The organism is Streptomyces sp. NPDC047853 (assembly GCF_043204535.1).
Lineage (GTDB): Bacteria > Actinomycetota > Actinomycetes > Streptomycetales > Streptomycetaceae > Streptomyces.
This window is the reverse complement of sequence record NZ_JBIDCI010000004.1, coordinates 288,646-309,388: the sequence shown is the minus strand read 5'-3', so window position 1 is coordinate 309,388 and position 20,743 is coordinate 288,646. Positions and strand designations below refer to the sequence as shown.

General features: G+C 72.3%; 24 protein-coding genes. 15 read left to right on the top strand and 9 right to left on the bottom strand.

The window, feature by feature from the left end; translation table 11 throughout:
- Nucleotides 1–9: 9 nt before the first annotated feature.
- Entirely contained in the window at nt 10–1,131 is a 1,122-nt protein-coding gene (locus ACGF5T_RS10440; RefSeq protein WP_366767096.1) for a peptidoglycan bridge formation glycyltransferase FemA/FemB family protein, read from the bottom strand.
- A gap of 268 nt (nt 1,132–1,399) precedes the next feature.
- Between ACGF5T_RS10440 and ACGF5T_RS10435 the strand changes: the two genes are divergently transcribed.
- Entirely contained in the window at nt 1,400–2,617 is a 1,218-nt protein-coding gene (locus ACGF5T_RS10435; RefSeq protein WP_366767095.1) for a Ku protein, read from the top strand.
- A gap of 10 nt (nt 2,618–2,627) precedes the next feature.
- Here the strand turns inward: ACGF5T_RS10435 and ACGF5T_RS10430 are convergent, their stop codons facing one another.
- The 3 genes from ACGF5T_RS10430 to ACGF5T_RS10420 form a co-directional block, all read right to left on the bottom strand.
- A complete protein-coding gene (locus ACGF5T_RS10430; protein WP_391970543.1) occupies nt 2,628–3,473 on the bottom strand; it encodes an RNA polymerase sigma factor SigF in 846 nt (281 codons plus the stop codon).
- Nucleotides 3,474–3,604: 131 nt separating this feature from the next.
- The gene (locus ACGF5T_RS10425) at nt 3,605–4,534 is read right to left on the bottom strand and encodes an anti-sigma factor RsbA family regulatory protein (protein WP_366766820.1); all 930 of its coding nucleotides are present in this window, start codon (nt 4,532–4,534) and stop codon (nt 3,605–3,607) included.
- A complete protein-coding gene (locus ACGF5T_RS10420) occupies nt 4,531–4,884 on the bottom strand; it encodes an STAS domain-containing protein (protein WP_366766821.1) in 354 nt (117 codons plus the stop codon). Before ACGF5T_RS10420 ends, ACGF5T_RS10425 begins: the two co-directional genes overlap by 4 nt.
- 192 nt (nt 4,885–5,076) lie before the next feature.
- Here ACGF5T_RS10420 and ACGF5T_RS10415 point away from each other — a divergent pair, with 192 nt between their 5' ends.
- On the top strand, nt 5,077–5,433 hold the full coding sequence (locus tag ACGF5T_RS10415) for a PRC-barrel domain-containing protein (RefSeq protein ID WP_356612972.1): 357 nt from the start codon (nt 5,077–5,079) through the stop codon (nt 5,431–5,433).
- Nucleotides 5,434–5,466: 33 nt separating this feature from the next.
- Nucleotides 5,467–5,634, top strand: a complete 168-nt coding sequence (locus tag ACGF5T_RS10410; protein ID WP_167355249.1) for a hypothetical protein — start codon at nt 5,467–5,469, stop codon at nt 5,632–5,634.
- A gap of 83 nt (nt 5,635–5,717) precedes the next feature.
- Here ACGF5T_RS10410 and ACGF5T_RS10405 read toward each other — a convergent pair whose 3' ends face one another.
- The 3 genes from ACGF5T_RS10405 to ACGF5T_RS10395 form a co-directional block, all read right to left on the bottom strand.
- The gene (locus tag ACGF5T_RS10405; RefSeq protein ID WP_356610177.1) at nt 5,718–6,281 is read right to left on the bottom strand and encodes a DNA starvation/stationary phase protection protein; all 564 of its coding nucleotides are present in this window, start codon (nt 6,279–6,281) and stop codon (nt 5,718–5,720) included.
- Nucleotides 6,282–6,435: 154 nt separating this feature from the next.
- Nucleotides 6,436–7,041, bottom strand: a complete 606-nt coding sequence (locus ACGF5T_RS10400; RefSeq protein WP_361015494.1) for a flavodoxin family protein — start codon at nt 7,039–7,041, stop codon at nt 6,436–6,438.
- A 122-nt stretch (nt 7,042–7,163) separates the two neighbouring features.
- Nucleotides 7,164–7,379, bottom strand: coding sequence for a hypothetical protein (locus ACGF5T_RS10395; protein ID WP_356610179.1), 216 nt, complete (start codon nt 7,377–7,379; stop codon nt 7,164–7,166).
- A gap of 347 nt (nt 7,380–7,726) precedes the next feature.
- Here ACGF5T_RS10395 and ACGF5T_RS10390 point away from each other — a divergent pair, with 347 nt between their 5' ends.
- The 3 genes from ACGF5T_RS10390 (at nt 7,727) to ACGF5T_RS10380 (ending at nt 10,238) form a co-directional block, all read left to right on the top strand.
- Nucleotides 7,727–8,452, top strand: coding sequence for a class I SAM-dependent methyltransferase (locus ACGF5T_RS10390; RefSeq protein WP_356610180.1), 726 nt, complete (start codon nt 7,727–7,729; stop codon nt 8,450–8,452).
- A 79-nt stretch (nt 8,453–8,531) separates the two neighbouring features.
- Complete coding sequence (locus ACGF5T_RS10385; protein ID WP_356610181.1) at nt 8,532–9,335, top strand: alpha/beta hydrolase; 804 nt, start codon at nt 8,532–8,534, stop codon at nt 9,333–9,335.
- A gap of 180 nt (nt 9,336–9,515) precedes the next feature.
- Nucleotides 9,516–10,238, top strand: a complete 723-nt coding sequence (locus ACGF5T_RS10380) for an FAD binding domain-containing protein (protein WP_366766822.1) — start codon at nt 9,516–9,518, stop codon at nt 10,236–10,238.
- A gap of 24 nt (nt 10,239–10,262) precedes the next feature.
- Here the strand turns inward: ACGF5T_RS10380 and ACGF5T_RS10375 are convergent, their stop codons facing one another.
- On the bottom strand, nt 10,263–11,102 hold the full coding sequence (locus tag ACGF5T_RS10375; protein ID WP_356610183.1) for a lysozyme: 840 nt from the start codon (nt 11,100–11,102) through the stop codon (nt 10,263–10,265).
- A gap of 159 nt (nt 11,103–11,261) precedes the next feature.
- Here ACGF5T_RS10375 and ACGF5T_RS10370 point away from each other — a divergent pair, with 159 nt between their 5' ends.
- The 7 genes from ACGF5T_RS10370 (at nt 11,262) to ACGF5T_RS10340 (ending at nt 16,668) form a co-directional block, all read left to right on the top strand.
- Nucleotides 11,262–12,206, top strand: coding sequence for a DUF1731 domain-containing protein (locus tag ACGF5T_RS10370; RefSeq protein WP_366766823.1), 945 nt, complete (start codon nt 11,262–11,264; stop codon nt 12,204–12,206).
- A 243-nt stretch (nt 12,207–12,449) separates the two neighbouring features.
- On the top strand, nt 12,450–12,614 hold the full coding sequence (gene rpmG, locus ACGF5T_RS10365) for a 50S ribosomal protein L33 (RefSeq protein ID WP_356610185.1): 165 nt from the start codon (nt 12,450–12,452) through the stop codon (nt 12,612–12,614).
- 35 nt (nt 12,615–12,649) lie between these two features.
- Nucleotides 12,650–12,772: a type B 50S ribosomal protein L36 gene (ykgO, locus tag ACGF5T_RS10360; protein ID WP_356610186.1), complete on the top strand. Its 123-nt coding sequence runs from the start codon at nt 12,650–12,652 to the stop codon at nt 12,770–12,772.
- A gap of 113 nt (nt 12,773–12,885) precedes the next feature.
- On the top strand, nt 12,886–13,959 hold the full coding sequence (locus tag ACGF5T_RS10355; RefSeq protein ID WP_366766824.1) for a polyprenyl synthetase family protein: 1,074 nt from the start codon (nt 12,886–12,888) through the stop codon (nt 13,957–13,959).
- Nucleotides 13,960–14,158: 199 nt separating this feature from the next.
- Nucleotides 14,159–14,443 carry a polyprenyl synthetase gene (locus ACGF5T_RS10350; RefSeq protein WP_356610188.1) on the top strand — a complete coding sequence of 95 codons (285 nt, stop codon included), beginning with the start codon at nt 14,159–14,161 and terminating at the stop codon, nt 14,441–14,443.
- Nucleotides 14,436–15,494, top strand: coding sequence for a polyprenyl synthetase family protein (locus ACGF5T_RS10345; protein WP_366766825.1), 1,059 nt, complete (start codon nt 14,436–14,438; stop codon nt 15,492–15,494). Before ACGF5T_RS10350 ends, ACGF5T_RS10345 begins: the two co-directional genes overlap by 8 nt.
- A gap of 13 nt (nt 15,495–15,507) precedes the next feature.
- Complete coding sequence (locus ACGF5T_RS10340) at nt 15,508–16,668, top strand: oxygenase MpaB family protein (RefSeq protein ID WP_356610190.1); 1,161 nt, start codon at nt 15,508–15,510, stop codon at nt 16,666–16,668.
- Nucleotides 16,669–16,728: 60 nt separating this feature from the next.
- On the opposite strand, the gene ACGF5T_RS10335 is transcribed toward ACGF5T_RS10340, so the two are convergent.
- A complete protein-coding gene (locus ACGF5T_RS10335; protein WP_366766826.1) occupies nt 16,729–17,829 on the bottom strand; it encodes a DUF475 domain-containing protein in 1,101 nt (366 codons plus the stop codon).
- A gap of 202 nt (nt 17,830–18,031) precedes the next feature.
- On the opposite strand from ACGF5T_RS10335, the gene ACGF5T_RS10330 reads away from it, so the two are divergent.
- Entirely contained in the window at nt 18,032–18,478 is a 447-nt protein-coding gene (locus tag ACGF5T_RS10330) for a Fur family transcriptional regulator (RefSeq protein WP_356610192.1), read from the top strand.
- A 23-nt stretch (nt 18,479–18,501) separates the two neighbouring features.
- The gene (gene katG / locus ACGF5T_RS10325; RefSeq protein ID WP_356610193.1) at nt 18,502–20,718 is read left to right on the top strand and encodes a catalase/peroxidase HPI; all 2,217 of its coding nucleotides are present in this window, start codon (nt 18,502–18,504) and stop codon (nt 20,716–20,718) included.
- Nucleotides 20,719–20,743 lie beyond the last annotated feature (25 nt).

Below are 20,743 nucleotides of genomic sequence, written 5' to 3'. Positions count from 1 at the left end.
GGGGTGGCGTCAGCGCCGCGACATGTAGAGCCCCAGTGCCCGGTGCAGCACCCTGTTGAGCGGATACTCCCACTCGCCCAGGTACTCCACGGCCTCACCGCCGGCGCCGGTCTTGAACCGCAGCAGCCCGAGCAGGTGGTTGTCCTCGTCCAGCGTGTCGGTGATACCGCGGAAGTCGTAGACGGCCGCGCCGAGTTCATGGGCGTCGCAGATCATCCGCCACTGGAGGGCGTTGTTCGGCTGCACCTCGCGGCGGCGGGCGGTGGAGGCTCCGTACGAGTACCAGACGTGCTCGCCGACGGTCAGCATCGTGGCGGCCGCGAGCACCTCCCCGTCGTGGTGCGCGAGGTACAGGCGCATGCGGTCCGGGTCCTCGGCCGTCAGCGCGGTCCACATGCGCTGGAAGTACGGGAGGGGGCGCGGCACGAACCCGTCCCGTTCGGCCGTCTCCGCATACAGCTCGTAGAAGGTCGGCAGGTCCTCCTGGTCGCCGCGGACCACCTTCACGCCCGCCTTCTCGGCCTTCTTGACGTTGCGGCGCCACTGCTGGTTGAAACCGCTGTGGATCTCGTCCGGCGAGCGTCCCGCGAGGGGCAGCTGGCACACGTAGCGGGGCTGGCCCGCGGCGAACCCGTCCTCGCCCCCGGGCTCGGCCCGCCGCCAGCCCATGCGGAGCAGCCGTTCGGCGACGCCGTCGGCCGCGGGCTCCCGCACGGTGGGCTCCACGTCGCCCAGCCGTCGGGCCTCCGGGTCGGCGATCGCCGCCTTGACCGTCTCGGCGCTCCAGCGCCGCGCCACCACCGGCGGCCCCATCCGCACCGAGAAGGCGCCCCGCCTCTTCAGGTACGCGAGCATCGGCTCCAGCCACCGCTCCAGGTCCGGCGCGGCCCAGTCGAGAACGGGACCCTCGGGCAGATACGCCAGATACCGCCGGACTCTCGGCAACGCCCGCAGCAGCACCAGTCCGGCCCCCACCAGGTCGCCGCCCTCGTCGAACCAGCCGAGGCTCTCCGCCCGCCAGTCCGGCTTGACCTCTCCCCACGCCGGGGTCTGCAGGTGACTCACGGAAGGCCGGGCGGCGACGAAGCGCAGGTGCTCCTCGCGGGTGATCGCCTTCAGGTGACAGGTCATGGGTGTGGCCCTTCGGTCGGAGGTCGACGGAGGGGACGGGCCGAGGCGCCGGTGCGATCGCCGTCCCCATGTCACAGGGAATACCGAAGGCGGCCGATCCGCGCGGGCTACCGGCTGTTCGTGCGGCGGCGCCCACCCGCGCGCCGGGCCGGACCCGTGACCCGTGTGCCCCGCCCGGCGCGCGAAGCGGCCACCGCGGTGGCAACGTGGCCGGCCTGGGCGGTGGAGCGGACGGCGGAGCGGACGGAGCGGGACGGAGCGGACGGTCATGGCGCGGGCGATCTGGACGGGTGTGATCACCTTCGGGCTGGTGTCGGTGCCCGTCGGTGTGTTCACGGCGACGCAGGACCACACGGTCCACTTCCACCAGCTGCAGCGCGGCACCTCGGACCGCATCCGCAACAGACGGGTCAACCAGCGCACCGGCGAGGAGGTCGACGCCGGCGACATCGTCAAGGGCTACGAGGTGGGCGAGGGCGAGTACGTCGTCGTGGAGCCGGAGGAACTGGACGAGATCGCACCCGGCCGCTCCCGCACCCTGGAGATCACCGACTTCGTCGACCTGGACCGGATCGCCCCGGTCTACTTCGACCGCACCTACTACGTCGCCCCGCGCGGCAAGGAGTACCTCAAGGTCTACGAACTGCTCCGCACCGCCCTCGCGGAGACCGGCAAGACCGGCGTCGCCACCTTCGTCATGCGCAACCGGCAGTACCTGACCGCCCTCCGCGCCGAGGACGAGGTCCTGGTGCTCCAGACCCTGCACTGGGCCGACGAGGTCCGGGACCCGGTCGAGGAACTGCCCGAGCTGCCGAAGGACCGGGCGGAACGGGGCAAGGAGCTGGACATGGCGCTGCGCCTGGTCGACGCCCTGAGCGGTCCCTGGGATCCCGCCCGGTACCACGACACGTACCAGGAGAAGGTCCGCGAGCTGGTGCGGGCGAAGGCGGAGGGCCAGGAGGTCGCCGTCGCGGAGGAAGCGCCCCCGGCCACGAACGTCGTCGACCTGATGGAAGCCCTGCGGGGCAGTCTGGAGCAGGCCGGCGGCAGTGGTGGGCAGGCGACCGCGAAGGGCGGGCAGGGCGACCGGCCGTCCCCGGGGAAGAAGCAGAGGAAGCGGGCCCCCGCGGAGAAGAAGCAGGGGCCCGGGGAAAGCCGACAGGCCCCCGCGGAGAAGAAGCAGGGGCCCGGGAAGAAGAAGCCGGCGGCCGCGAAGGGCGGGAGCGGGGCCGGCGGACGGTCGACGGCCGGCACGAAAAGCGCTCCCGGCAAGCAATCCCCCGCACCGCGGAAGAAGACCGCGGCCTCCTCCCGCAGGACGTCTCCGAAGGAGAAGCGGAGCGACCTGCGGGAGATGAGCAAGGCGGAGCTCTACCGGAAGGCCGGCGACCAGGGCGTCACCGGGCGGTCGAGGATGAGCCGCGACCAGCTCATCGACGCCCTCAGCGGTGCCGGAGGCCGCCGCAGGAGGACGGCCGCAGCCTGAGCCGGGTGGCTCAGTGCTCGGTCAGCATGCCTTCGCGCAGGCGGGCCAGCAGGCGGGAGATCAGCCGGGAGACGTGCATCTGGGAGACGCCGAGGCGCTCGCCGATGTCCTTCTGGGTGAGCTCCTCCACGAAGCGCCAGTGGATGATCTGGCGGTCGCGCTCGTCCAGCTCGGCGATCATCGGGGCGAGCGCGTGGAAGTCGTCCACCAGGGCGAGGGTGGCGTCGTCGGCGCCGATGAAGTCGGCGAGGGCGGACTCGCCGTCCTCGCTGCCGCTGATGGCCGCGTCCAGGGAGGCGGAGTTGTAGCCGTTGGCCGCCAGGCGGGCCTCGACGACCTCGTCCTCCGGCAGGCTCATCAGCTCGGAGAGTTCCTTGGTGGTGGGATTGCGGCCCAGTCGGCTGCGCAGCTCCTCGGTGGCCCGGGCCAGCTGGACGCGGGCCTCCTGGAGGCGGCGGGGCACGTGCACGGCCCAGGAGGTGTCGCGGAAGAAGCGCTTGATCTCACCGACGATGTAGGGCACCGCGAAGGAGGTGAACTCGACCTCGCGGGTCAGCTCGAAGCGGTCGATGGCCTTGATCAGGCCGATCATGCCGACCTGGACGATGTCCTCCATCTCCTCCGGGCCGCGGCTGCGGAACCGGCCGGCCGCGAAGCGGACCAGGGACATGTTCATCTCGATGAGGGTGTTGCGCGCGTACTGGTATTCAGGCGTCCCCTCTTCGAGGACCGTCAGCTGCTGGAAGAAGAGCTTCGACAACTCCCGCGCGTCCTTCGGTGCCACCTTGGACGGGTCCGCCACCTCCGGCATGCCCGTGGTGGTGTGCTCGGTGATCCGTGCGGTCATCGTCGCCATGATGTTCCCTCCCAGTCGATCGGCCCCCGTCACTGCCGGCTTCATCGGCCGACGAGACTGCGCCTACCCCGGCTCATGACCCTCATGCATGCCATTCATGGTCTTTCTCGCCGGAACCGGCATCCGCACCCTCACAGGCCGAGGTAGAACCGGACCACGGTGCCGTCGTCCGTCGTGTGCACCCGCACCAGATCCGCGACGTAGTGGACGAGCAGCAGGCCGCGTCCACCGATCTGCCCCCGCTCGGCGGGACGGCGGCCGGCGAGCGGGTCCGTGAGCCGCCCCTTGTCCCGGACCTCGCACACCACCTGTCCCGCCTCCGCCCAGAGCGCCAGCGTGCCGCTGCCACCACCGTGGAGGACGCTGTTGGTGGTCAGCTCCGACACCGCCAGCTCCGCGTCCTGGAGCCGACGCCCGGACAGGCCCAGGCCGGACGCCCGGTCCACGGCGAAGCGGCGTGCCTCGGGCAGTTCCCCGGCGCCGAAGGAGAGGACGTCGGCCCCCGCGGTGGGCTCCAGCGGCTCGTTGTAGCGGGCCACGACCTCGGGCCAGTCGTAGGTCTCACTGACCCGCTCGTGACCCGCGGTGATGACCGTCGGATGGGTGACCAGGGCGTCCGCCAGGACGTCCGGGGCCAGCCGGGTCTCGTCGTACGGGCACAGGATCGTGGCGGCACGGCCCGTGAAGGCCGCGTTGATCAGCGCCTCGTGCTGGGCGCACGCCGGGTACTCCGCCGCGCTGCGCCCGGCCCAGATCGGCTCGCCGATGATGCGCACCCGCCCCCGCGGGTGCGTGTCCGCGAACGCCCGCAGGACACCGGGGATGATCCGCCCCGGGTTGCGGCCGGCCTCGGTCATGTCCAGGAAGGTGACGTCGCGCGCGTCCGGTCCCAGCCCTGCGCGGATCAGCTCCAGGTTGGGGGCGGGCACGGCCACCGCCACCGGTTCGCCGGCGGCCAGCCCGTCCCGCACGAACGTCACGGTCCGGTCGGCGTACTCGCCTTCCGAGCGGTAGAACAGCGCCGGATGCGAGAAGGTCTCCTCGGTGGTCACCGTACTCATCGCGGGGCCACCTCGATCCGGTTCAGGGACGGCCAGAACAGTTCCAGTACCCGGGGCAGCTGCGGTGGCGGCTGCTCCACCACCACCCGCCCGCCCGGCAGGTTCATGGCCGTGACGGCGAGCGCCGTCACGCCGGCGACGTCGACGAAGCGTACGCCGGACAGCTCGACGTACGACACGTCGGCGTGCCGTCGGGACATCTCGGTGAGAGCGTTCTCCCACGACCGGCGTGTGGTCACGCTGATCTCTCCACTGGCCCGGATGCCCGGCCGTCCGGGCAGGGGGCCCACTTCCAGCACGGGGCCGCTCCGCACCTGCGGCGAGCCGTCCGGGGGACCTGCGGCATCCACACTCGATCTCCTTCGGAATTCCGCCGGGCGCCGTGCGTGCCCCGGGTATCTCTTCCGGCCAGGCAGCCTACCGCGACCGGGCGCCCGGCGTCCGAGGGGGAACACTGCGGGCGACGTGGGCGCGATGCGGGGAACAAGACCGCGATGCGGGGAACACGACAGTGAGCGCGTCCTAGGAAGGGAAGAACGGGCATGTTCGAAGCTGAGAACATTCGGGACTGGCGAGGCCATGATGTCGTCGACAGCGGTGGCCGCAAGATCGGGACCCTGGAATCGGTCTATGTCGACACCGCCACCGACCTGCCCGCGTTCGTCGCGGTCACCATCGGTCTGCCGACCCGTCGGCGGCTGGTGTTCGTCCCGGTGGACAAGGCCGTCGTCGGACCGGGCCATCTGAAGGTGAGCTACGACAAGGGCCTGGTCAAGGACGCGCCCGGCATCGATCCGGACGGTGAACTGGCGGCCGAGGACGAGGGTGCGGTCTTCGCGCACTACGGCCTGCCGTACGAGCAGGGCACCCGCGGTGAACGCCGGCTCGGCCGTCGCTGACCCGTCTACGAGACGCTCCGAGGGGAGACGACCGTGAGCCTCTTTCTCCTGCTGTTGCTGGTGGCGCTGGTCCTGGGCGTGATCGGGGTGGCCGCCGAGGGACTGTTCTACCTGTTCGTCGTCGGCGCCGTGCTCCTGGTCCTCGACCTGATCCTCGTCGGCGTGCTCATCGGACGGCGCCGGGGGCGTCCCGCGCGCTGAGCACGCTCCGGTGGCGCAGCCCCCGTCCGGGGCCCGCGCACCGGCGGGGGCCCATGCCCGCGCCGGTGCGCCGCATGGATGCCCTAGGCGAGTTCCGCGCCGCGCTCGGCGGCCTCCGCCTCGGACGTCGCGCTGCCCGTCGCCAGGGTGCCGCCGGAGCTCTCCAGGTGGGCGCGGACGAACCACTGGAACTGCTCCAGGTCCCTGAGCTGGCCGATCAGGAGATCCTCCGTGGCGGGGTCGATCTTGCCCGCCTCCTCGACCGCCGCGCGCATGTCCTCGACGACGCCGGTGTAGACGACGTCCAGCGCACCGAGGTGGGCGATGGCGTCGGCGCGTCCGATGGAGTAGTCGTCCCACTTCCGCTCGGAGACCAGGGCTCCGGGCGTCCCCTGCGCCACCCCGCCGAGGGCGGCGATGCGCTCGGCGACGTCGTCGGCCATCTCGCGTACCTGGTCGACCTGCGGATCGATCATCTCGTGCACGGCGATGAAGTGCGGCCCCACGACGTTCCAGTGCACGTGCTTGAGGGTCAGGTGCAGGTCGTTGAGGGCGTGCAGACGCAGCCGCAGCACGCCGATCAGTCGTCCGGCGGCCTCGCGCTCGATGCCGGGGACCGTGTACTTCGGGGTCAGATCGTGCGTCATGTCGGACCTCAGCCTCCTCATGCGTTTTCGTACGTTGTCGCACGTGCACGACTGCCCCGCATCCGCGGCGGCAGACATGCACGGTGGTCGCGCCCCTCCCCGCAAGGACGGGTCTCCCCGCCGCGGTGAGTCAATCGCGGTGCCGGGGAGGACGTCAGGACGGCGGAGCCGGCAGCGGCATCGCGCCGAGCGCGCGCGCCGCGTGCACCAGGTTGGACGCCATGGCCCGGCCCGTGGAGGTCGACCAGTCGTGGCCCCGGTCGTCGTCGAGGTAGTCGGGACCGGGCCCGGGGCCGAGGTGCCAGTAGGTCCAGGCCTGGCCGGGGATGGTGTAGCCGATGTCCGTGAGCCCGCCGCTGATCTCACTGATCACGTGGTGGGCGCCGTCCTCGTTCCCGGTGACCAGGACGCCGGCGACGCGGTTGTAGGCGACCGGGCGCTCCTCGTCGTCGGTCTCGCCGAGCATGGCGTCCATGCGTTCCAGGACCCGCTGGGCGACGGAGGAGGGGCGACCGAGCCAGGTCGGCGAGGCGATGATCAGGATCTGCGACGACAGCAGCTTCTCGTGCACGCCCGGCCAGTCGTCGCCCTCACCCATGTCCGTCTCGACCCCGGGTTTCAGGTTCAGGTCGACGGCCCGGACGACGTCCACCTCCACGCCGTGGCCTTTGAGCGCCGCGATGACCGTGGAGGCGAGGGCCTCGGTGTTCGACGGCTGCGGGGAGGGTTTGAGGGTGCAGTTGATGACGAGTGCGCGCATGGGTCCCCCCTTCCCCGCGGTGGCGCTCTCGATCGTCCGATCGCGTGAGCGTTCACCCGCCCGGACGCGCGCCGGACGGCGCGGCCGGGACGGGAGGGTGGGCGACGGCCCGCGGTGTCCGCTCAGGGCAGGGCGATCCCGTCGAGTCTGCCCTGCTTGGCCTCGTCGACCAGCGACGCGAACTGGTCGGCGCTCATCTGCACGCGCTGCCCGAAGTCGTCGGTCAGGACGATCCGTCGCTCCGCCGGGGCGGCGGGGTCGACGAACAACTGGGGGCAGCCGCAGTCGCAGTTGCCGCAGAACGTGGCGACGGGCTCCAGGCTGTGAGGGTCGGTCATTGCGGTTCGCCTTCCGTGGGAGACGGGGTGTCCGCGCCCGGGTCCGCACCGGCGGTCGTCAGGGCGTGCCTGGGGGATACCCGGCGGGGCGGCCGGGGACGCGTCCTCCGGCCGGGCGCGGAGGCACGACGGGAGGCGACCGTGCGCCGATGCTCCCGCGTCCGCCTCCGCCGCTTCGGTCGGACCGGCGGTCCCGGGAACCCGGGAGCCCCTTCGTCCGACCGCACGTGAGGCCAGTGCGGAGCGCCAGGGCCGACGGCCGGCGGCGGACGACGCCGGCGTGTCCCGCGTCGGACCGTGCCGGCGCGCGGGCCACCGCGCCGGGGCCTTCGGCTACGGTCGGCCGCATGGCTGACGAGTGCTTCCGGCATCCACGGCTCGCCGCCGTCTACGACGCCCTCGACCCCGATCGCGGTGACCTCGACGCCTACCTGCGCATGGCGGAGGAGTTCGGGGCCCGGCGGGTGCTGGACATCGGCTGCGGCACGGGAGTGCTCGCCCTGCTGCTGGCGGGCCGCGGCGTCGAGGTCGTCGGCGTCGATCCCGCCGGTGCCTCGGTCGACGTGGCACGGCGCAAGCCCGGCGGTGACCGGGTGCGGTGGATCGAGGGCGACGCGACCTCGCTGCCCGCGCTGCGGGTCGATCTGGCGACCATGACGGCGAACGCCTCCCAGGAGATCACCGACCCCGGCGCGTGGCACGCCACGCTCCGTGGGGTGTACGAGGCCCTGCGGCCGGGCGGGCGCCTGGTGTTCGAGACGCGGGATCCGGCCCGGCGCGCCTGGGAGGGGTGGAACCGCCAGCGGACGTACCGGGTCACGGAGGTGCCCGGCGAGGGCGCGGTGGAGAGCTGGTGCCGGCTGACGGAGGTGCGGTGGCCGCTGGTCCGCTTCCGCTGGACCTACGTCTTCGGCTCCGACGGTGAAGTGCTCACCTCCGACTCGACGTTGCGTTTCCGGCAGCGGGAGGAGGTCGAGGCGGACCTGGCGGCGCGGGGCTTCGTGCTGGAGGAGGTGCGCGGAGCCCCCGACCGCGAGGGACGGGAGTTCGTCTTCGTCGCGCGACGCCCGTAGGACGGCGAGGCCGTGCCGGCGGACGACGCCCGCACGCTTCCTCCCCGGGGGTGCGGCGGCCCGCGTTAGGGTGCCGGGAATGAACTCCGTAACCGTGCGCGGCGCCACGATCGAGTACGACGACTCCGGTCCCTCGACCGGACTCCCGGTCCTCCTGATCCACGGGCACCCCTTCAACCGCTCCCTGTGGGCGCCCCAGGTGCAGGCGCTGACGGCGGCCGGCCACCGGGTCGTCGCCCCCGACCTGCGCGGTTACGGTCGCAGTAGCGTGACGCCCGGCAAGGTCCTGCTCGCCGACTTCGCCGACGACCTCGCCGCGCTCCTGGACCACGTGGGGGTCGAACGCGCGGTGGTCGGCGGCGTCTCCATGGGCGGTCAGATCACCATGGAGTTCCAGCTGCGCCACCCGGACCGGGTTCGGGCCCTCGTCCTGTCCGACACCTCCGCGCCCGCCGAGACCGCCGAGGGCAAGGAGTTCCGCGACCGGCTGGCCGACCGTCTCCTCGCCGAGGGCATGGACGGCTACGCGGACGAGGTCATCGACAGGATGCTCGCCGCCTACAACGTCACCGCCCTGCCGGACGTGGCCGCCCGCGTCCTGGAGATGATGCGTGCCACCGATCCCCGCGGTGCCGCGGCGGCGCTGCGCGGGCGGGCCGAACGCCCCGACTACCGGGACGTCCTGGCCGCCGTGGAGGCACCGGTCCTCGTGGTCGTCGGCGCGGACGACGTCTACACCCCCGTCGCGGAGGCAGAGGCCATCCGGGGGCTCGTGCCGCACTCCACCCTGGTCGTCGTCGACCGGGCCGGCCATCTCCCGGGCGCCGAGCGACCCGAGCAGTTCAACCGTGCGTTGCTGGAGTTCCTGGCCACGCTGGGGTGAGCCGCACGGGCGAGGCCGCTTGCGCGTGGTACTCCGGCGCGTGAACAGCGCACATGGTGCATGAGTGAGCCCTGTACGCGCCCCCGCGGGGGTACGGAGAATGCGCAATGACCGTGATCACGCGGCGGGAGGCGCGGTGCCGACCGACCGCCGCCCTCCGGGGAAAGCAGGTCGATCGCCATGCTGTTGCGTCTGCCCACGTCCGTGTCCGAAGCGCAGGAGTGCATGGCACAGGGAGCGGTGCCCATAGGCGGGGCGACCCTCGTGTGGGCCACCTGGCAGCGGGACGGCTTCCCCGAACTGGCCATGTCGCTGCGCGAGCTGCCGGAGGCGTCCGTGGTCGGGCCCGAGGAACTGGGGGCGGCCGTGGTGCTGCACCGCATGGACGGCCGCGTACCGGAGGTGCTGCGCGGGGCGGCCGGCACCGTGGGCACCGGGGCCGTACGCCGGACGGCCACGGTCGGGGGCAACCTGGTCGGCAGCAGCCTGCGGTGCCTGCTGCCCGCGGCCCTGGTGCTCGATGCCCGCGCCAGGGTGCTGGGGCCCGAAGGGGCCTACGAGACCGATCTGCCGGAGGTCGTCGCCAAGCGCCCTCTGCTGCTGGGCCTGCGCTGGCGCACCCCGCTGGCCAGCGGGTACCGCAAGCAGCCCGCCGAGGCCGGCGGACCGCCGCCGCTGGTGGTCGCCACCGCCGTGCACGCCGGGGACGGGGGCCCGAGGCGGCTGCGGGTCGCCGTGCGCGACGGCTACGAGGTGCTCGACGGGAGCGCGCCGTGCCACGCGGACGCCGACGAGGTCTTCGACCTGCTGCTGCGTACGGACGTCGGCGCCCTGCCGCCCGGGGCGCGGGACGTGGTGCGTGAGCAGGTCGCCGACGTCCTGGGTTCCCTCCCCGAGCGCTGACGGAGCCGCCCGGACCGGCGGGCCTCAGCCGTTGGCCAGCGCCTTGACCTGGTCCAGCGTGCCGTTGAACTTGTCGTGGTCCCCGACGGTCGGTCCGGACGAGGTGTACTGCCACATCGTGTGGTAGTCCCAGCCGGCCGGGAGGGGGCCGGGGGTCGAGGCGTACCGGGCGATCCACAACGGGTTGGTCGCGCCGAAGCCGCTGTAGTCCCCGGTGCACTGCTTCCACCAGTTGGTGGAGGTGTAGATCACGGCGTCACGGCCGGTCCGCGCCCGGTAGCGGTCCAGGAAGTCGCCGATCCAGGTGACCATCTGACTCGCCGTCCGGCCGTAGCAGGTGTCGCCGTACGGGTTGTACTCGATGTCGAGCACGCCCGGCAGCGTCCGGCCGTCCTTGGACCAGCCGCCGCCGTGGTCCACGAAGTAGTCGGCCTGGGCGGCACCGCCGGCACCGTCCGGGGTCGCGAAGTGGTACGCGCCGCGGATCATGCCGACGTCGTACGAACCCCCGTACTGCTGTGCGTGGTACGGGTTGCGGTAGGAGGTCCCCTCGGTGGCCTTCACATAGGCCCACTTGACCCCGCTGCTCCAGAGGGTCGGCCACGCCACGTTGCCCTGGTGGCTGGAGACGTCGACCCCTTCGGTCTGGGTGGCCCGGGTCTCGGCGGGCTGTCCCTGGACCCCTTCGTGGGCCAGGACCCCCATGCCCATGTGGGCGGAACCGCGGACGGGCGTCGTGCCCGTCCCGTCGGCCGACGCGGGGACCGCGGACGCGGTCAGGAGGAGGGACGGGACGGCGAGGAGGACGCCTGAGGTGAGCAGGCGACGGGAGTGGCTGGACGCCACGGCTATGGGTCTGCGCATGGCACCCATCCGATCCGCTGTGGCGCCGGTCCGCATCCCACGCTCGTCCAGACGGTGTTGGGGGCGGGCCCCACGGCGGGGTGACACCCCGTCGACCCATCGGTTTGAACGTGTTCAAATCTGGGATAGGGTCGCCGTACGACGAAGGGGGAGCAGCCCATGAAGATCGTGATCCCTGGGGGGACGGGGCAGGTCGGGACGGTGCTGAAGCGTGCCTGGACCGCCGCCGGACACGAGGTCGTGGTGCTCAGCCGCCGGTCGCGGCGGCCCGGTGAGGTCCCGTGGGACGGCAGGACGCCGGGGGACTGGTTCAAGGAGATCGACGGCAGCGACCTGGTCGTCAACCTGGCCGGCCGCAGTGTGAACTGCCGTTACACCCCCGCCAACCTGCGGGCCATGAGGGACTCGCGCGTGCACTCCGCGCGCGTCGTGGGCGAGGCGATCGCGGCGGCCGCCGAGCCGCCCCGGGTCTGGCTGCAGATGAGCACCGCCACCGTCTACGCCCACCGCTTCGACGCGCCCCAGGACGAGGCCACCGGTGTGCTCGGCGGCCGGGAGCCCGATGTGCCGGCCTACTGGTCCTACAGCGTCGACATCGCCCGGGCCTGGGAAGGGGCACTGGAGCGCGCCGACACCCCGCACACCCGCAAGGTCGCCCTGCGTTCCGCCATGGTGATGAGCCCCGACCGCGGCGGCGTCCTGGACGTCCTGCTGTGGATGGCGCGCCTCGGACTCGGTGGCCCCGTCGCGGGCGGCGCACAGTACGTGTCCTGGATCCACGAACGTGACTTCGTCCGCGCCCTCGACTTCCTGGCCGCCCGCGACGACCTCACCGGCCCGGTCAACCTCGCCGCTCCGGCCCCCCTGCCGCAGCGGGCCTTCATGCGCGCCCTGCGGCAGGCGCGGGGCGTACCGGTGGGCCTGCCCGCCACGCGGTGGATGGCCGAACTCGGCGCCCTGGTCCTGCGCTCGGACACCGAACTGCTCCTCAAGAGCCGGCGCGTCGTCCCCGGCCGTCTGCTCGACGCGGGTTTCGCCTTCGACCACCCCGCGTGGCCCCGGGCGGCCGAGGACCTCGTACGGCGGGTGCGCGGGCGAGGGTGAGCCGGCGGCGCGACCGGACCGGCTCGTGGCCCGTGGCGCCGGGCCGCGGTCCCGAGCGGCGGGGCGCCCGAAAGTGCAGCCCCTCCGGGCGCGGCCCGCGGTGCGCCCGGATCGAGCGTCGCCGCCGCCGTCTCGGCCGGGCGGCGGGCTCCTGGGAATGGACCGCCGGACGGCACTGTTGACACCGCTGACCGACATGCGCGGGACGGATCGGCAGCCCGCGCCGCGGTCGGAAGGAGCACCATGGCACGCAGCACCGCACGCCCGCTCGTCAAGCTGAGGTCGACGGCCGGGACCGGCGTCACGTACGTGACGCGCAAGAATCGACGCAACGACCCCGACCGGCTCGTCCTGCGCAAGTACGACCCGGTGGTGGGAGAGCACGTTCCGTTCCGCGAGGAACGCTGAACGGCGCGACGGAGCGACGGAGCGAGGAGGCGATCATGAAGGTGCGCAAGTCCCTGCGCTCGCTGAAGGCCAGGCCGGGCGCACAGGTGGTGCGCCGCCACGGCGTGACCTACGTGATCAACAGGAAGGACCCGCGCTTCAAGGCCCGCCAGGGCTGAACCGCGAGTGACCCCGAGGCCCGGCCCCGCGACCGCGGAGCCGGGCCCCGCCGTGTCCGGGCCACCTGGCACACTGCTGAGCGTCACCCGCCCGGCCCCAGGAGGACCTCGCCATGCCCGAGCAGCCGCCGGACCGTGCCGCCCGGTGCGAGCGCCGGTTCAACGCGCTCTTCGCGGAGTACTTCGAGACGCTGGGCGCGACGCTGGAGGCGCCGTCCTTCAGCCGGTTCACGCCGGAGTGCCTGGAGCTGCTGCGCGACCTCTCCCTGCGGGGCGGCAAGCGGATGCGGGTCGTGCTGCTGCACGAGGCCGCGCGCCTGGTGCGGGACGAGCCCGTCCCGGGGCTGGACGCCGCCGCCCTGAGCATCGAGCTGCTGCAGACCCACGGGCTGGTGCACGACGACCTCATCGACGACAGCGCCACCCGCCGGGGCGGACCGACCACCTACTACGCCTACCGGGAGCGGTTCCCCCGGCACCCGCAGGCCGCGCTCGGCCTCACCGTCCTCGCGGGGGACCTCGCGCTCGCCCTCTCCCTGCGCGTGCTGCTGGACGCCGAGCTCCCGGTCGAGGTGCGGCAGGCCATGGTCGAGGTCCAGACGCGCGCCGCGACCGACACGTTCGTGGGGCAGATCGCCGACCTGGAGCGCGACTTCGCGCCCGCCGCCCCGGACGACGAGGTCCTGCACGACGTGGCCGACCACAAGTCCGCCCGCTACTCGGTCCTCGCCCCGCTGTACCTCGGGCTCCTGGCCGCGGGCGGACGACCGGCCGACCACGACAAGGAGTTGCGTCGCTACGCGCGACTGGTCGGCATCTGCGGCCAGATGCGCGACGACTACCTGGACCTGTTCGGCGACGCGGCCACCATGGGCAAACCGACGGGCACCGACCTCCGCGAGGGCAGGCGCAGCTACACCGTCGCCCGCCTGCTGTCCGCGACGAGCGGCGCCGAGCGCACTCTCGTGGAGGCGGCCCTCGGGGACCGTGCCTGCACCCCGGAGACCGTAGCCGCCGTCCGGGGGATCGGTGAGCGTCGCGGCGTGGCCTCCCTCATGCGGGCGGACATGCGGCGCCACGCCGAGCAGGCCGGCCTGGTGGCCGCGGGCTGGCGTCCGCGGTGGCGCGAGGAGGCGGTCGACTTCTTCGAGCGGTTGCCGACGTGGAGCGTCGAGCGGGCCGGCTGAACCGAGGGCCGCGCCGGGGGGAGACGCCTCGGGCGACTGAACGGCCCGTCCGACGCCAGTCCGCCTGACGTCGCTCGCCAGTTCCCCGCATCGCTCGAAGGGGTATTCGCGATCTTTCGTCCGTTCTGCCCGGTCATGATCGGACCGGATGCGCCGTCGACCAGGCGCATCGCTGACGACGCGATCTCCGGGGAGAAGCATGACGCACGCGACGCGACGGGGCAGAGGCCGGGACGACCAGGCCGTGCTGGTGGTCGCCGGACTCGCCGACCTGGCGGTGAGCACCCTCGGGTCGGCGGTGGGCGCGGTGCGCGGTCTCCTGCGCCGCTCGGACACCGCCGACCTGGTGCGGGAGGCCGAACAGGACCTCCAGGCCCGGGGCAGGCTGGCCCTGGAGCGGTGCACCAACGTGCCGCCCGCCCACCTGGAGGTGCTCGCCCGGCACGCGCGCGGGCGACGGGCGGCCGACGGCGCCGATGACTGACCGCTGGGACCCGGCCGCCTTCAAGGTCCGCGTCGACGGCGTGCTGCACGGCTTCGTGGACGAGGAGGCCGGTCACCTGGTGGCCGTCGACGACGCCCTCACCCCCGTGGCCGAGCAGTTGCGCGGCGCCGCCGGGCACGGCAAGCGGCTGCGGGCCGCCTTCTGCTACTGGGGCTGGCGAGCGGCCGGGCAGCCCGACGACGACGCGCTGGTGCGGGCGGCGGCCGCCATGGAGCTCGTGCACGCCGCGGCCGTCGTCCACGACGACCTCATCGACGACAGCCCGCTGCGGCACGGTCTGCCCACCGCCCACGTCGCCCTGGAAGCGGTACTGGCCCGGGACGGCCGCCGCCGCGCCCGTACCGCCGCCCGGTCCCTGGCCATGCTGGTGGGCGACCACCTGATGGCCCTCGCGGGACGGCTGTTCGCCGGCAGCGGTCTGCCCGGCGCCTACCTCGCCCGCGCCCGGGGGCTGTGGGGCGAACTCGCCCGGGAACTCATCGCCGGCGAGTGCCTGGAGATCCTGCACACCGGCGGACGGCCGGACACCGGGACCTCGCTCAAGGTCGTCCGGTACAAGACCGCCAAGTACACCGTCGAACACCCCCTGCTCATCGGTGGCCTGCTCGCCGGTGCCGGCCCCGGGCTGCGGGACGCCTACTCCGCCTACGGCCTGCCGCTCGGCGAGGCCTTCCAGCTGCGCGACGACCTGCTCGGCCTCTTCGGGGACCCCGAGCGCACCGGCAAGGCGGGCCTGGACGATCTGCGGGCCCACCGGCCCACCGCACTGCTGGCCGAGACCTGGCGGGCCGCCGACGCGTCCCAGCGGGAGCGGCTGAGCGGGGTGCTGGGCCGTGACGACCTGGACGAGACGCACCTGTGCGAGGTGCGCGCCCTCATGCGGGAGCTGAAGGCGCCGCAGCGCGTCGAGCGGATGATCGGCGCCCGGGTGGAACAGGCCACCCGCGCCCTGGACCGCGCCGACACGCCCCCGCACGCGCGGCGGGCGCTGCACGCACTCGCCCAGCAGGCCACCGACCGCATCCACTGACGAGGAGACCGCGATGACCTACACCGAGACCTCGATGGACGCCCTGCGCCGCAGCGGCGACGACCTGGCCGACGCTGTCGTCGCCACCCTGTTCGAACGCGGCGAGATCGGCACGTTCAACTCCCTGATGCGCTACGTCTCCACGACCGGCCAGGCGCTGCCGGAGGGTCTGCCCGGGGTCGCCAGGGAGTACCTGCGGGCGACGGCCACCCCGCCCGACTGGGTGGACTGGAACGAGATGGAGAAGGCCCGCCTCTTCTTCATCGACAACAACGTGCACATCTCCACCGCGCTGTCCTTCGCGTCCATGCCCGCCTGCTACGTCGTCCCGCACGTGGCCAGGCTGCTGTCCGCCACCCACGGTCTGAGCTACCCCTCCAAACGCATGGCGGAGACCGGCCAGTTCACCGTGTACCTCATGCAACCGGACGCCTTCGAGGCCGGTGGCCGCTTCATTCCGGCCGCCCAGAAGGTACGTCTGCTGCACGCCGCCATCCGCCACCACCTGAAGCGGGAGGACCGCTGGGACACCGACGCCCTGGGCGTACCGATCTGCCAGGAGGACATGATCGGCGGGCAGATGTTCTTCTCCCTGCTGGTCCTGGACAGCCTGCACCGCCTCGGTGTGCACATGTCGGCCGAAGGGGCGGACGCGTACTTCTACGCCTGGCGCGTGGTCGGCGCCATGCTCGGTGTCGACCAGAGCGCCGTCCCCGGCACGCTCGACGAGGCGCGCCGGTTCCTCGACCTGTACATGCTGCGCCACATGGGCCCTTCCGAGGAGGGCGCCCACCTGACGCGGCAGCTGATCGACCTGTACGAGGAAGTGGTCCCCGGCACGCTCTTCGACCCGGTGGTCTCGGCCCTGATCCGCTACCTCGTCGGGGACACGTGCGCCGACTGGCTGGAAGTGCCCCGCACCCCCTGGGACACCCTGGTGAAGGCGGCTCCGCACCTCCTGGGCGTCCTGGAGACCATCGAGGACCGCTCGCCGCTGGGCGCATGGGCGCTGGACCGGATCGGCCACCTCACGACGGTCCTCGAACTGTCCTCCCTCACCCGCGGACGCGTCATGCACTACGCCATCCCCGAGCAACTGAGGAAGGACTACGGCGTCTCGGGCGCCGCGGCCCGCACCAGGCGCTGGACCCCGCCGCCCGCGACCGTCTCCTGAGGCAGGGGCGCCCGCCGCGCGGCACCTGCCCACACCCCTGCGCCCCGGCCGCCTCCGGCGTCAGGAAGCCGCGGCCAGGGCGCGGTTGCGGCGCACGGAGGACCAGAACGCGGCGCCGATCAGGAGGACGCCGATGAGGCCGGTGACGATCTCGTTGATCTCGTACTGGATGGTGACCAGGAGGATGACGGCGAGGGCGCCGATGGCGTAGTGGGCGCCGTGCTCCAGGTAGACGTAGTCGTCGAGGGTGCCCTGGCGGACCAGGTAGACGGTGAGCGAGCGGACGTACATGGCGCCGATGCCCAGGCCCAGGGCCATGAGCACGATGTCGTTGGTGATGGCGAAGGCGCCGATGACGCCGTCGAAGGAGAACGACGCGTCCAGGACCTCCAGGTAGAGGAACATGAAGAACGCGGCCTTGCCGGTGAGGGCGACGGCCGAACGGTTCCCGCCGGAACGCGCCGCCGCCGTCCCGGCCTCGCGCTCGCGCTCCTCCTCCCGCTCGAGCCGGCCCTCGAAGAAGCCGGAGAGACCGCCGACGACCATGTACGTGATCAGGCCGCCGATGCCGGCGAGGAGCACCGTCTGCGCCTTGTCGGCGTGGATGCCGCCGTGCTGATGGGCGTGGGCGCCGAAGGTGACGGCGGAGACGAGCAGCGCGACCAGGGCGACGCAGACCGACAGCATTTCCACCCTGCCGAGCTTGGCCAGCGCTCGCTCCAGCGGACCGAGCCACTTGATCTCGCGGTCCTCGAGGACGAAGTCGAGGAAGATCATGAGCAGGAACATGCCACCGAAGGCGGCGATCGACGGATGGGCGTCCGTCACCAGCTCCTGGTAGCGCTCCTTGTCCGTGAGCGCCAGGTGGACCGCGGACCACGGGCTCAGCCGGGCGCTGACCGCCACGATGACGACGGGGAAGACCAGACGCATCCCGAAGACGGCGATCAGGATGCCGACGGTGAGGAAGATCTTCTGCCAGAAGGCGCTCATCTTCTTCAGGATCCCGGCGTTGATCACTGCGTTGTCGAAGGACAGGGAGATCTCCAGCACCGCGAGGATCGCGACCAGGCCGAAGGCGGTCCACCCGTCGTACAGCACCCCCACGGCCAGGCCCAGGGCGGTGACGGCGAAGGCCCAACGGAACGTCTTCAATAGCACGGGCTACTCACTCACTCCTGTTGTCGCGCTGTGCCGGATGCGGCGTTCCCTGCCAGTGCCCCGCACCCACGTTGTCTACCACGATCGTTCACCGCCACCGGGGCACGCCCGGCACGACGCCGCCCCGCCGCACCGGACCGTCACCAAAATTGATCGCTTCGTTTCCTTGAGGCTTTCGTGTTTGGCGGAGTAGGTTCCCGCCATGACCGCATCCCGGGATACGGCCGTCGCCTCGGAGCTGCGCGGGGCCGGCCTACGCGTGACCGCAGCCCGTGTCGCGTTGCTCGAGACCGTCCGGCGGGGCGGTCACCTCGACGCCGAGGCGGCCGCCGCCCAGGTGCGCCTGCGCGTGGGCCACGTCTCCCTGCAGGCCGTGTACGAGGCGCTGCACGCGCTCACCGCGGCGGGGCTCGTGCGCCGCATCCAGCCGCCCGGCGGCCCGGCGCGGTTCGAGGGGCGGGTGGGGGACAACCACCACCACGTCCTGTGCCGGTCCTGCGGCGCCCTCGCCGACGTCGACTGCGCCGTCGGCGAGGCGCCCTGTCTGACCGCCTCCGACGACCACGGCTTCGCGATAGACGAGGCCGAGGTCATCTACCGGGGCCTGTGCCCCGACTGCTCCACCCCCGGCAGTACCCCAGCACCTTGATCCGCCCCTCCGGAAGGATGTCCATGTCCGAGAACCACGACGCCATCGTGACCGACGCGAAAACCGAGGAGACCGGTGGTTGCCCGGTCGCCCACGGACGCGCCCCGCACCCCACCCAGGGGGGCGGAAACCGCCAGTGGTGGCCGGAGCGGCTCAACCTGAAGATCCTCGCCAAGAACCCCGCGGTGGCCAACCCGCTGGGTGACGACTTCGACTACGCCGAGGCGTTCGGGTCGCTCGACCTGCCGGCCGTGAAGCGCGACATCGCCGAGGTCCTCACCACCTCGCAGGACTGGTGGCCCGCCGACTTCGGCCACTACGGCCCGCTGATGATCCGCATGGCCTGGCACAGCGCGGGCACCTACCGGATCAGCGACGGCCGCGGCGGCGCCGGCGCCGGACAGCAGCGGTTCGCGCCGCTCAACAGCTGGCCCGACAACGGCAACCTCGACAAGGCCCGCCGCCTGCTGTGGCCGGTCAAGAAGAAGTACGGGCAGAGCCTGTCCTGGGCCGACCTGCTGGTCCTCACCGGCAACGTCGCCCTGGAGCAGATGGGCTTCGAGACCTTCGGCTTCGCCGGTGGCCGCGCCGACGTCTGGGAGGCCGAGGAGGACGTCTACTGGGGCCCCGAGACCACCTGGCTCGACGACCGGCGCTACAGCGGCGACCGCGAGCTGGAGAACCCGCTCGGCGCCGTCCAGATGGGCCTGATCTACGTCAACCCGGAGGGCCCCAACGGCAACCCGGACCCGATCGCCGCCGCCCGCGACATCCGCGAGACGTTCCGCCGCATGGCGATGAACGACGAGGAGACCGTCGCGCTGATCGCCGGCGGCCACACCTTCGGCAAGACCCACGGCGCCGGCCCCGCCGACCACGTCGGTGCCGACCCCGAGGCCGCCACCATGGAGGAGCAGGGCCTGGGCTGGCGGAACACCTTCGGCACGGGCAAGGGCGGTGACGCCATCACCTCCGGTCTGGAGGTCACCTGGACGTCCACCCCGACCCGGTGGAGCGACGGGTTCTTCAAGAACCTCTTCGAGTTCGAGTACGAGCTGGAGCAGAGCCCGGCCGGTGCGAACCAGTGGGTGGCCAAGGACGCCCCGGAGATCGTCCCGGACGCGCACGACCCGTCGAAGAAGCACCGCCCGAAGATGCTCACCACCGACCTGTCGCTGCGCTACGACCCGATCTACGAGCCGATCTCCCGCCGGTTCTACGAGAACCCCGAGGAGTTCGCGGACGCCTTCGCCCGCGCCTGGTACAAGCTGACCCACCGCGACATGGGACCGAAGTCCCTCTACCTCGGCCCGGAGGTGCCCGAGGAGACCCTGCTCTGGCAGGACCCGCTGCCGGAGGCCGACGGCGAGCCCCTCGACGCCGAGGACGTCGCCACCCTCAAGACCAAGCTCCTCGAGTCCGGCCTGTCCGTCTCGCAGCTGGTGTCCACCGCCTGGGCCTCGGCGTCCACCTTCCGCGGCAGCGACAAGCGCGGCGGTGCCAACGGCGCCCGCATCCGCCTGGAGCCGCAGCGCGGCTGGGAGGTCAACGAGCCCGACGAGCTGGCCCAGGTCCTGCGGGTCCTGGAGGGTGTCCAGCAGGAGTTCAACTCCGGCGCCAAGAAGGTCTCCCTGGCCGACCTGATCGTCCTCGGTGGCACCGCCGCCGTCGAGAAGGCCGCCAAGGAGGCGGGCTTCCAGGTGCAGGTCCCCTTCACCGCGGGCCGGGTGGACGCCACGGAGGAGCACACCGACGCCGAGTCGTTCGAGGCGCTGGAGCCGGTCGCCGACGGATTCCGCAACTACCTCGGCAAGGGCAACCGCCTGCCGGCCGAGTACCTGCTGCTCGACCGGGCGAACCTGCTCACCCTGAGCGCGCCCGAGATGACCGTGCTCGTCGGCGGCCTGCGGGTCCTGGGCGCCAACTACCAGAACTCCCAGCTCGGCGCCTTCACCAGGACGCCGGGCTCGCTGACCAACGACTTCTTCGTGAACCTGCTCGACCTGGGCGTCACCTGGAAGTCGACGTCCGAGGACCAGACCACGTTCGAGGGCCGTGACGCCGCCACCGGCGAGGTCAGGTGGGCGGGCAGCCGCGCCGACCTGGTCTTCGGGTCGAACTCCGAACTGCGGGCGCTCGCCGAGGTCTACGCGAGCGACGACGCCAAGGAGAAGTTCGTCCACGACTTCGTCGACGCCTGGGTCAAGGTCATGAACCTCGACCGCTTCGACCTGGTCTGATCCGCCGGTGTCCGGGCCGGCCCGC

Bases quoted from the DNA above. Each gene is read 5' to 3' on its own strand.
- ACGF5T_RS10440 (WP_366767096.1), bottom strand. From the start codon at position 1,131: ATGACCTGTCACCTGAAGGCGATCACCCGCGAGGAGCACCTGCGCTTC.
- ACGF5T_RS10435 (WP_366767095.1), top strand. From the start codon at position 1,400: ATGGCGCGGGCGATCTGGACGGGTGTGATCACCTTCGGGCTGGTGTCG.
- ACGF5T_RS10430 (WP_391970543.1), bottom strand. From the start codon at position 3,473: ATGGCGACGATGACCGCACGGATCACCGAGCACACCACCACGGGCATG.
- ACGF5T_RS10425 (WP_366766820.1), bottom strand. From the start codon at position 4,534: ATGAGTACGGTGACCACCGAGGAGACCTTCTCGCATCCGGCGCTGTTC.
- ACGF5T_RS10415 (WP_356612972.1), top strand. From the start codon at position 5,077: ATGTTCGAAGCTGAGAACATTCGGGACTGGCGAGGCCATGATGTCGTC.
- ACGF5T_RS10405 (WP_356610177.1), bottom strand. From the start codon at position 6,281: ATGACGCACGATCTGACCCCGAAGTACACGGTCCCCGGCATCGAGCGC.
- ACGF5T_RS10400 (WP_361015494.1), bottom strand. From the start codon at position 7,041: ATGCGCGCACTCGTCATCAACTGCACCCTCAAACCCTCCCCGCAGCCG.
- ACGF5T_RS10395 (WP_356610179.1), bottom strand. From the start codon at position 7,379: ATGACCGACCCTCACAGCCTGGAGCCCGTCGCCACGTTCTGCGGCAAC.
- ACGF5T_RS10390 (WP_356610180.1), top strand. From the start codon at position 7,727: ATGGCTGACGAGTGCTTCCGGCATCCACGGCTCGCCGCCGTCTACGAC.
- ACGF5T_RS10385 (WP_356610181.1), top strand. From the start codon at position 8,532: ATGAACTCCGTAACCGTGCGCGGCGCCACGATCGAGTACGACGACTCC.
- ACGF5T_RS10380 (WP_366766822.1), top strand. From the start codon at position 9,516: ATGCTGTTGCGTCTGCCCACGTCCGTGTCCGAAGCGCAGGAGTGCATG.
- ACGF5T_RS10375 (WP_356610183.1), bottom strand. From the start codon at position 11,102: ATGCGCAGACCCATAGCCGTGGCGTCCAGCCACTCCCGTCGCCTGCTC.
- ACGF5T_RS10370 (WP_366766823.1), top strand. From the start codon at position 11,262: ATGAAGATCGTGATCCCTGGGGGGACGGGGCAGGTCGGGACGGTGCTG.
- rpmG (WP_356610185.1), top strand. From the start codon at position 12,450: ATGGCACGCAGCACCGCACGCCCGCTCGTCAAGCTGAGGTCGACGGCC.
- ykgO (WP_356610186.1), top strand. From the start codon at position 12,650: ATGAAGGTGCGCAAGTCCCTGCGCTCGCTGAAGGCCAGGCCGGGCGCA.
- ACGF5T_RS10355 (WP_366766824.1), top strand. From the start codon at position 12,886: ATGCCCGAGCAGCCGCCGGACCGTGCCGCCCGGTGCGAGCGCCGGTTC.
- ACGF5T_RS10350 (WP_356610188.1), top strand. From the start codon at position 14,159: ATGACGCACGCGACGCGACGGGGCAGAGGCCGGGACGACCAGGCCGTG.
- ACGF5T_RS10345 (WP_366766825.1), top strand. From the start codon at position 14,436: ATGACTGACCGCTGGGACCCGGCCGCCTTCAAGGTCCGCGTCGACGGC.
- ACGF5T_RS10340 (WP_356610190.1), top strand. From the start codon at position 15,508: ATGACCTACACCGAGACCTCGATGGACGCCCTGCGCCGCAGCGGCGAC.
- ACGF5T_RS10330 (WP_356610192.1), top strand. From the start codon at position 18,032: ATGACCGCATCCCGGGATACGGCCGTCGCCTCGGAGCTGCGCGGGGCC.
- katG (WP_356610193.1), top strand. From the start codon at position 18,502: ATGTCCGAGAACCACGACGCCATCGTGACCGACGCGAAAACCGAGGAG.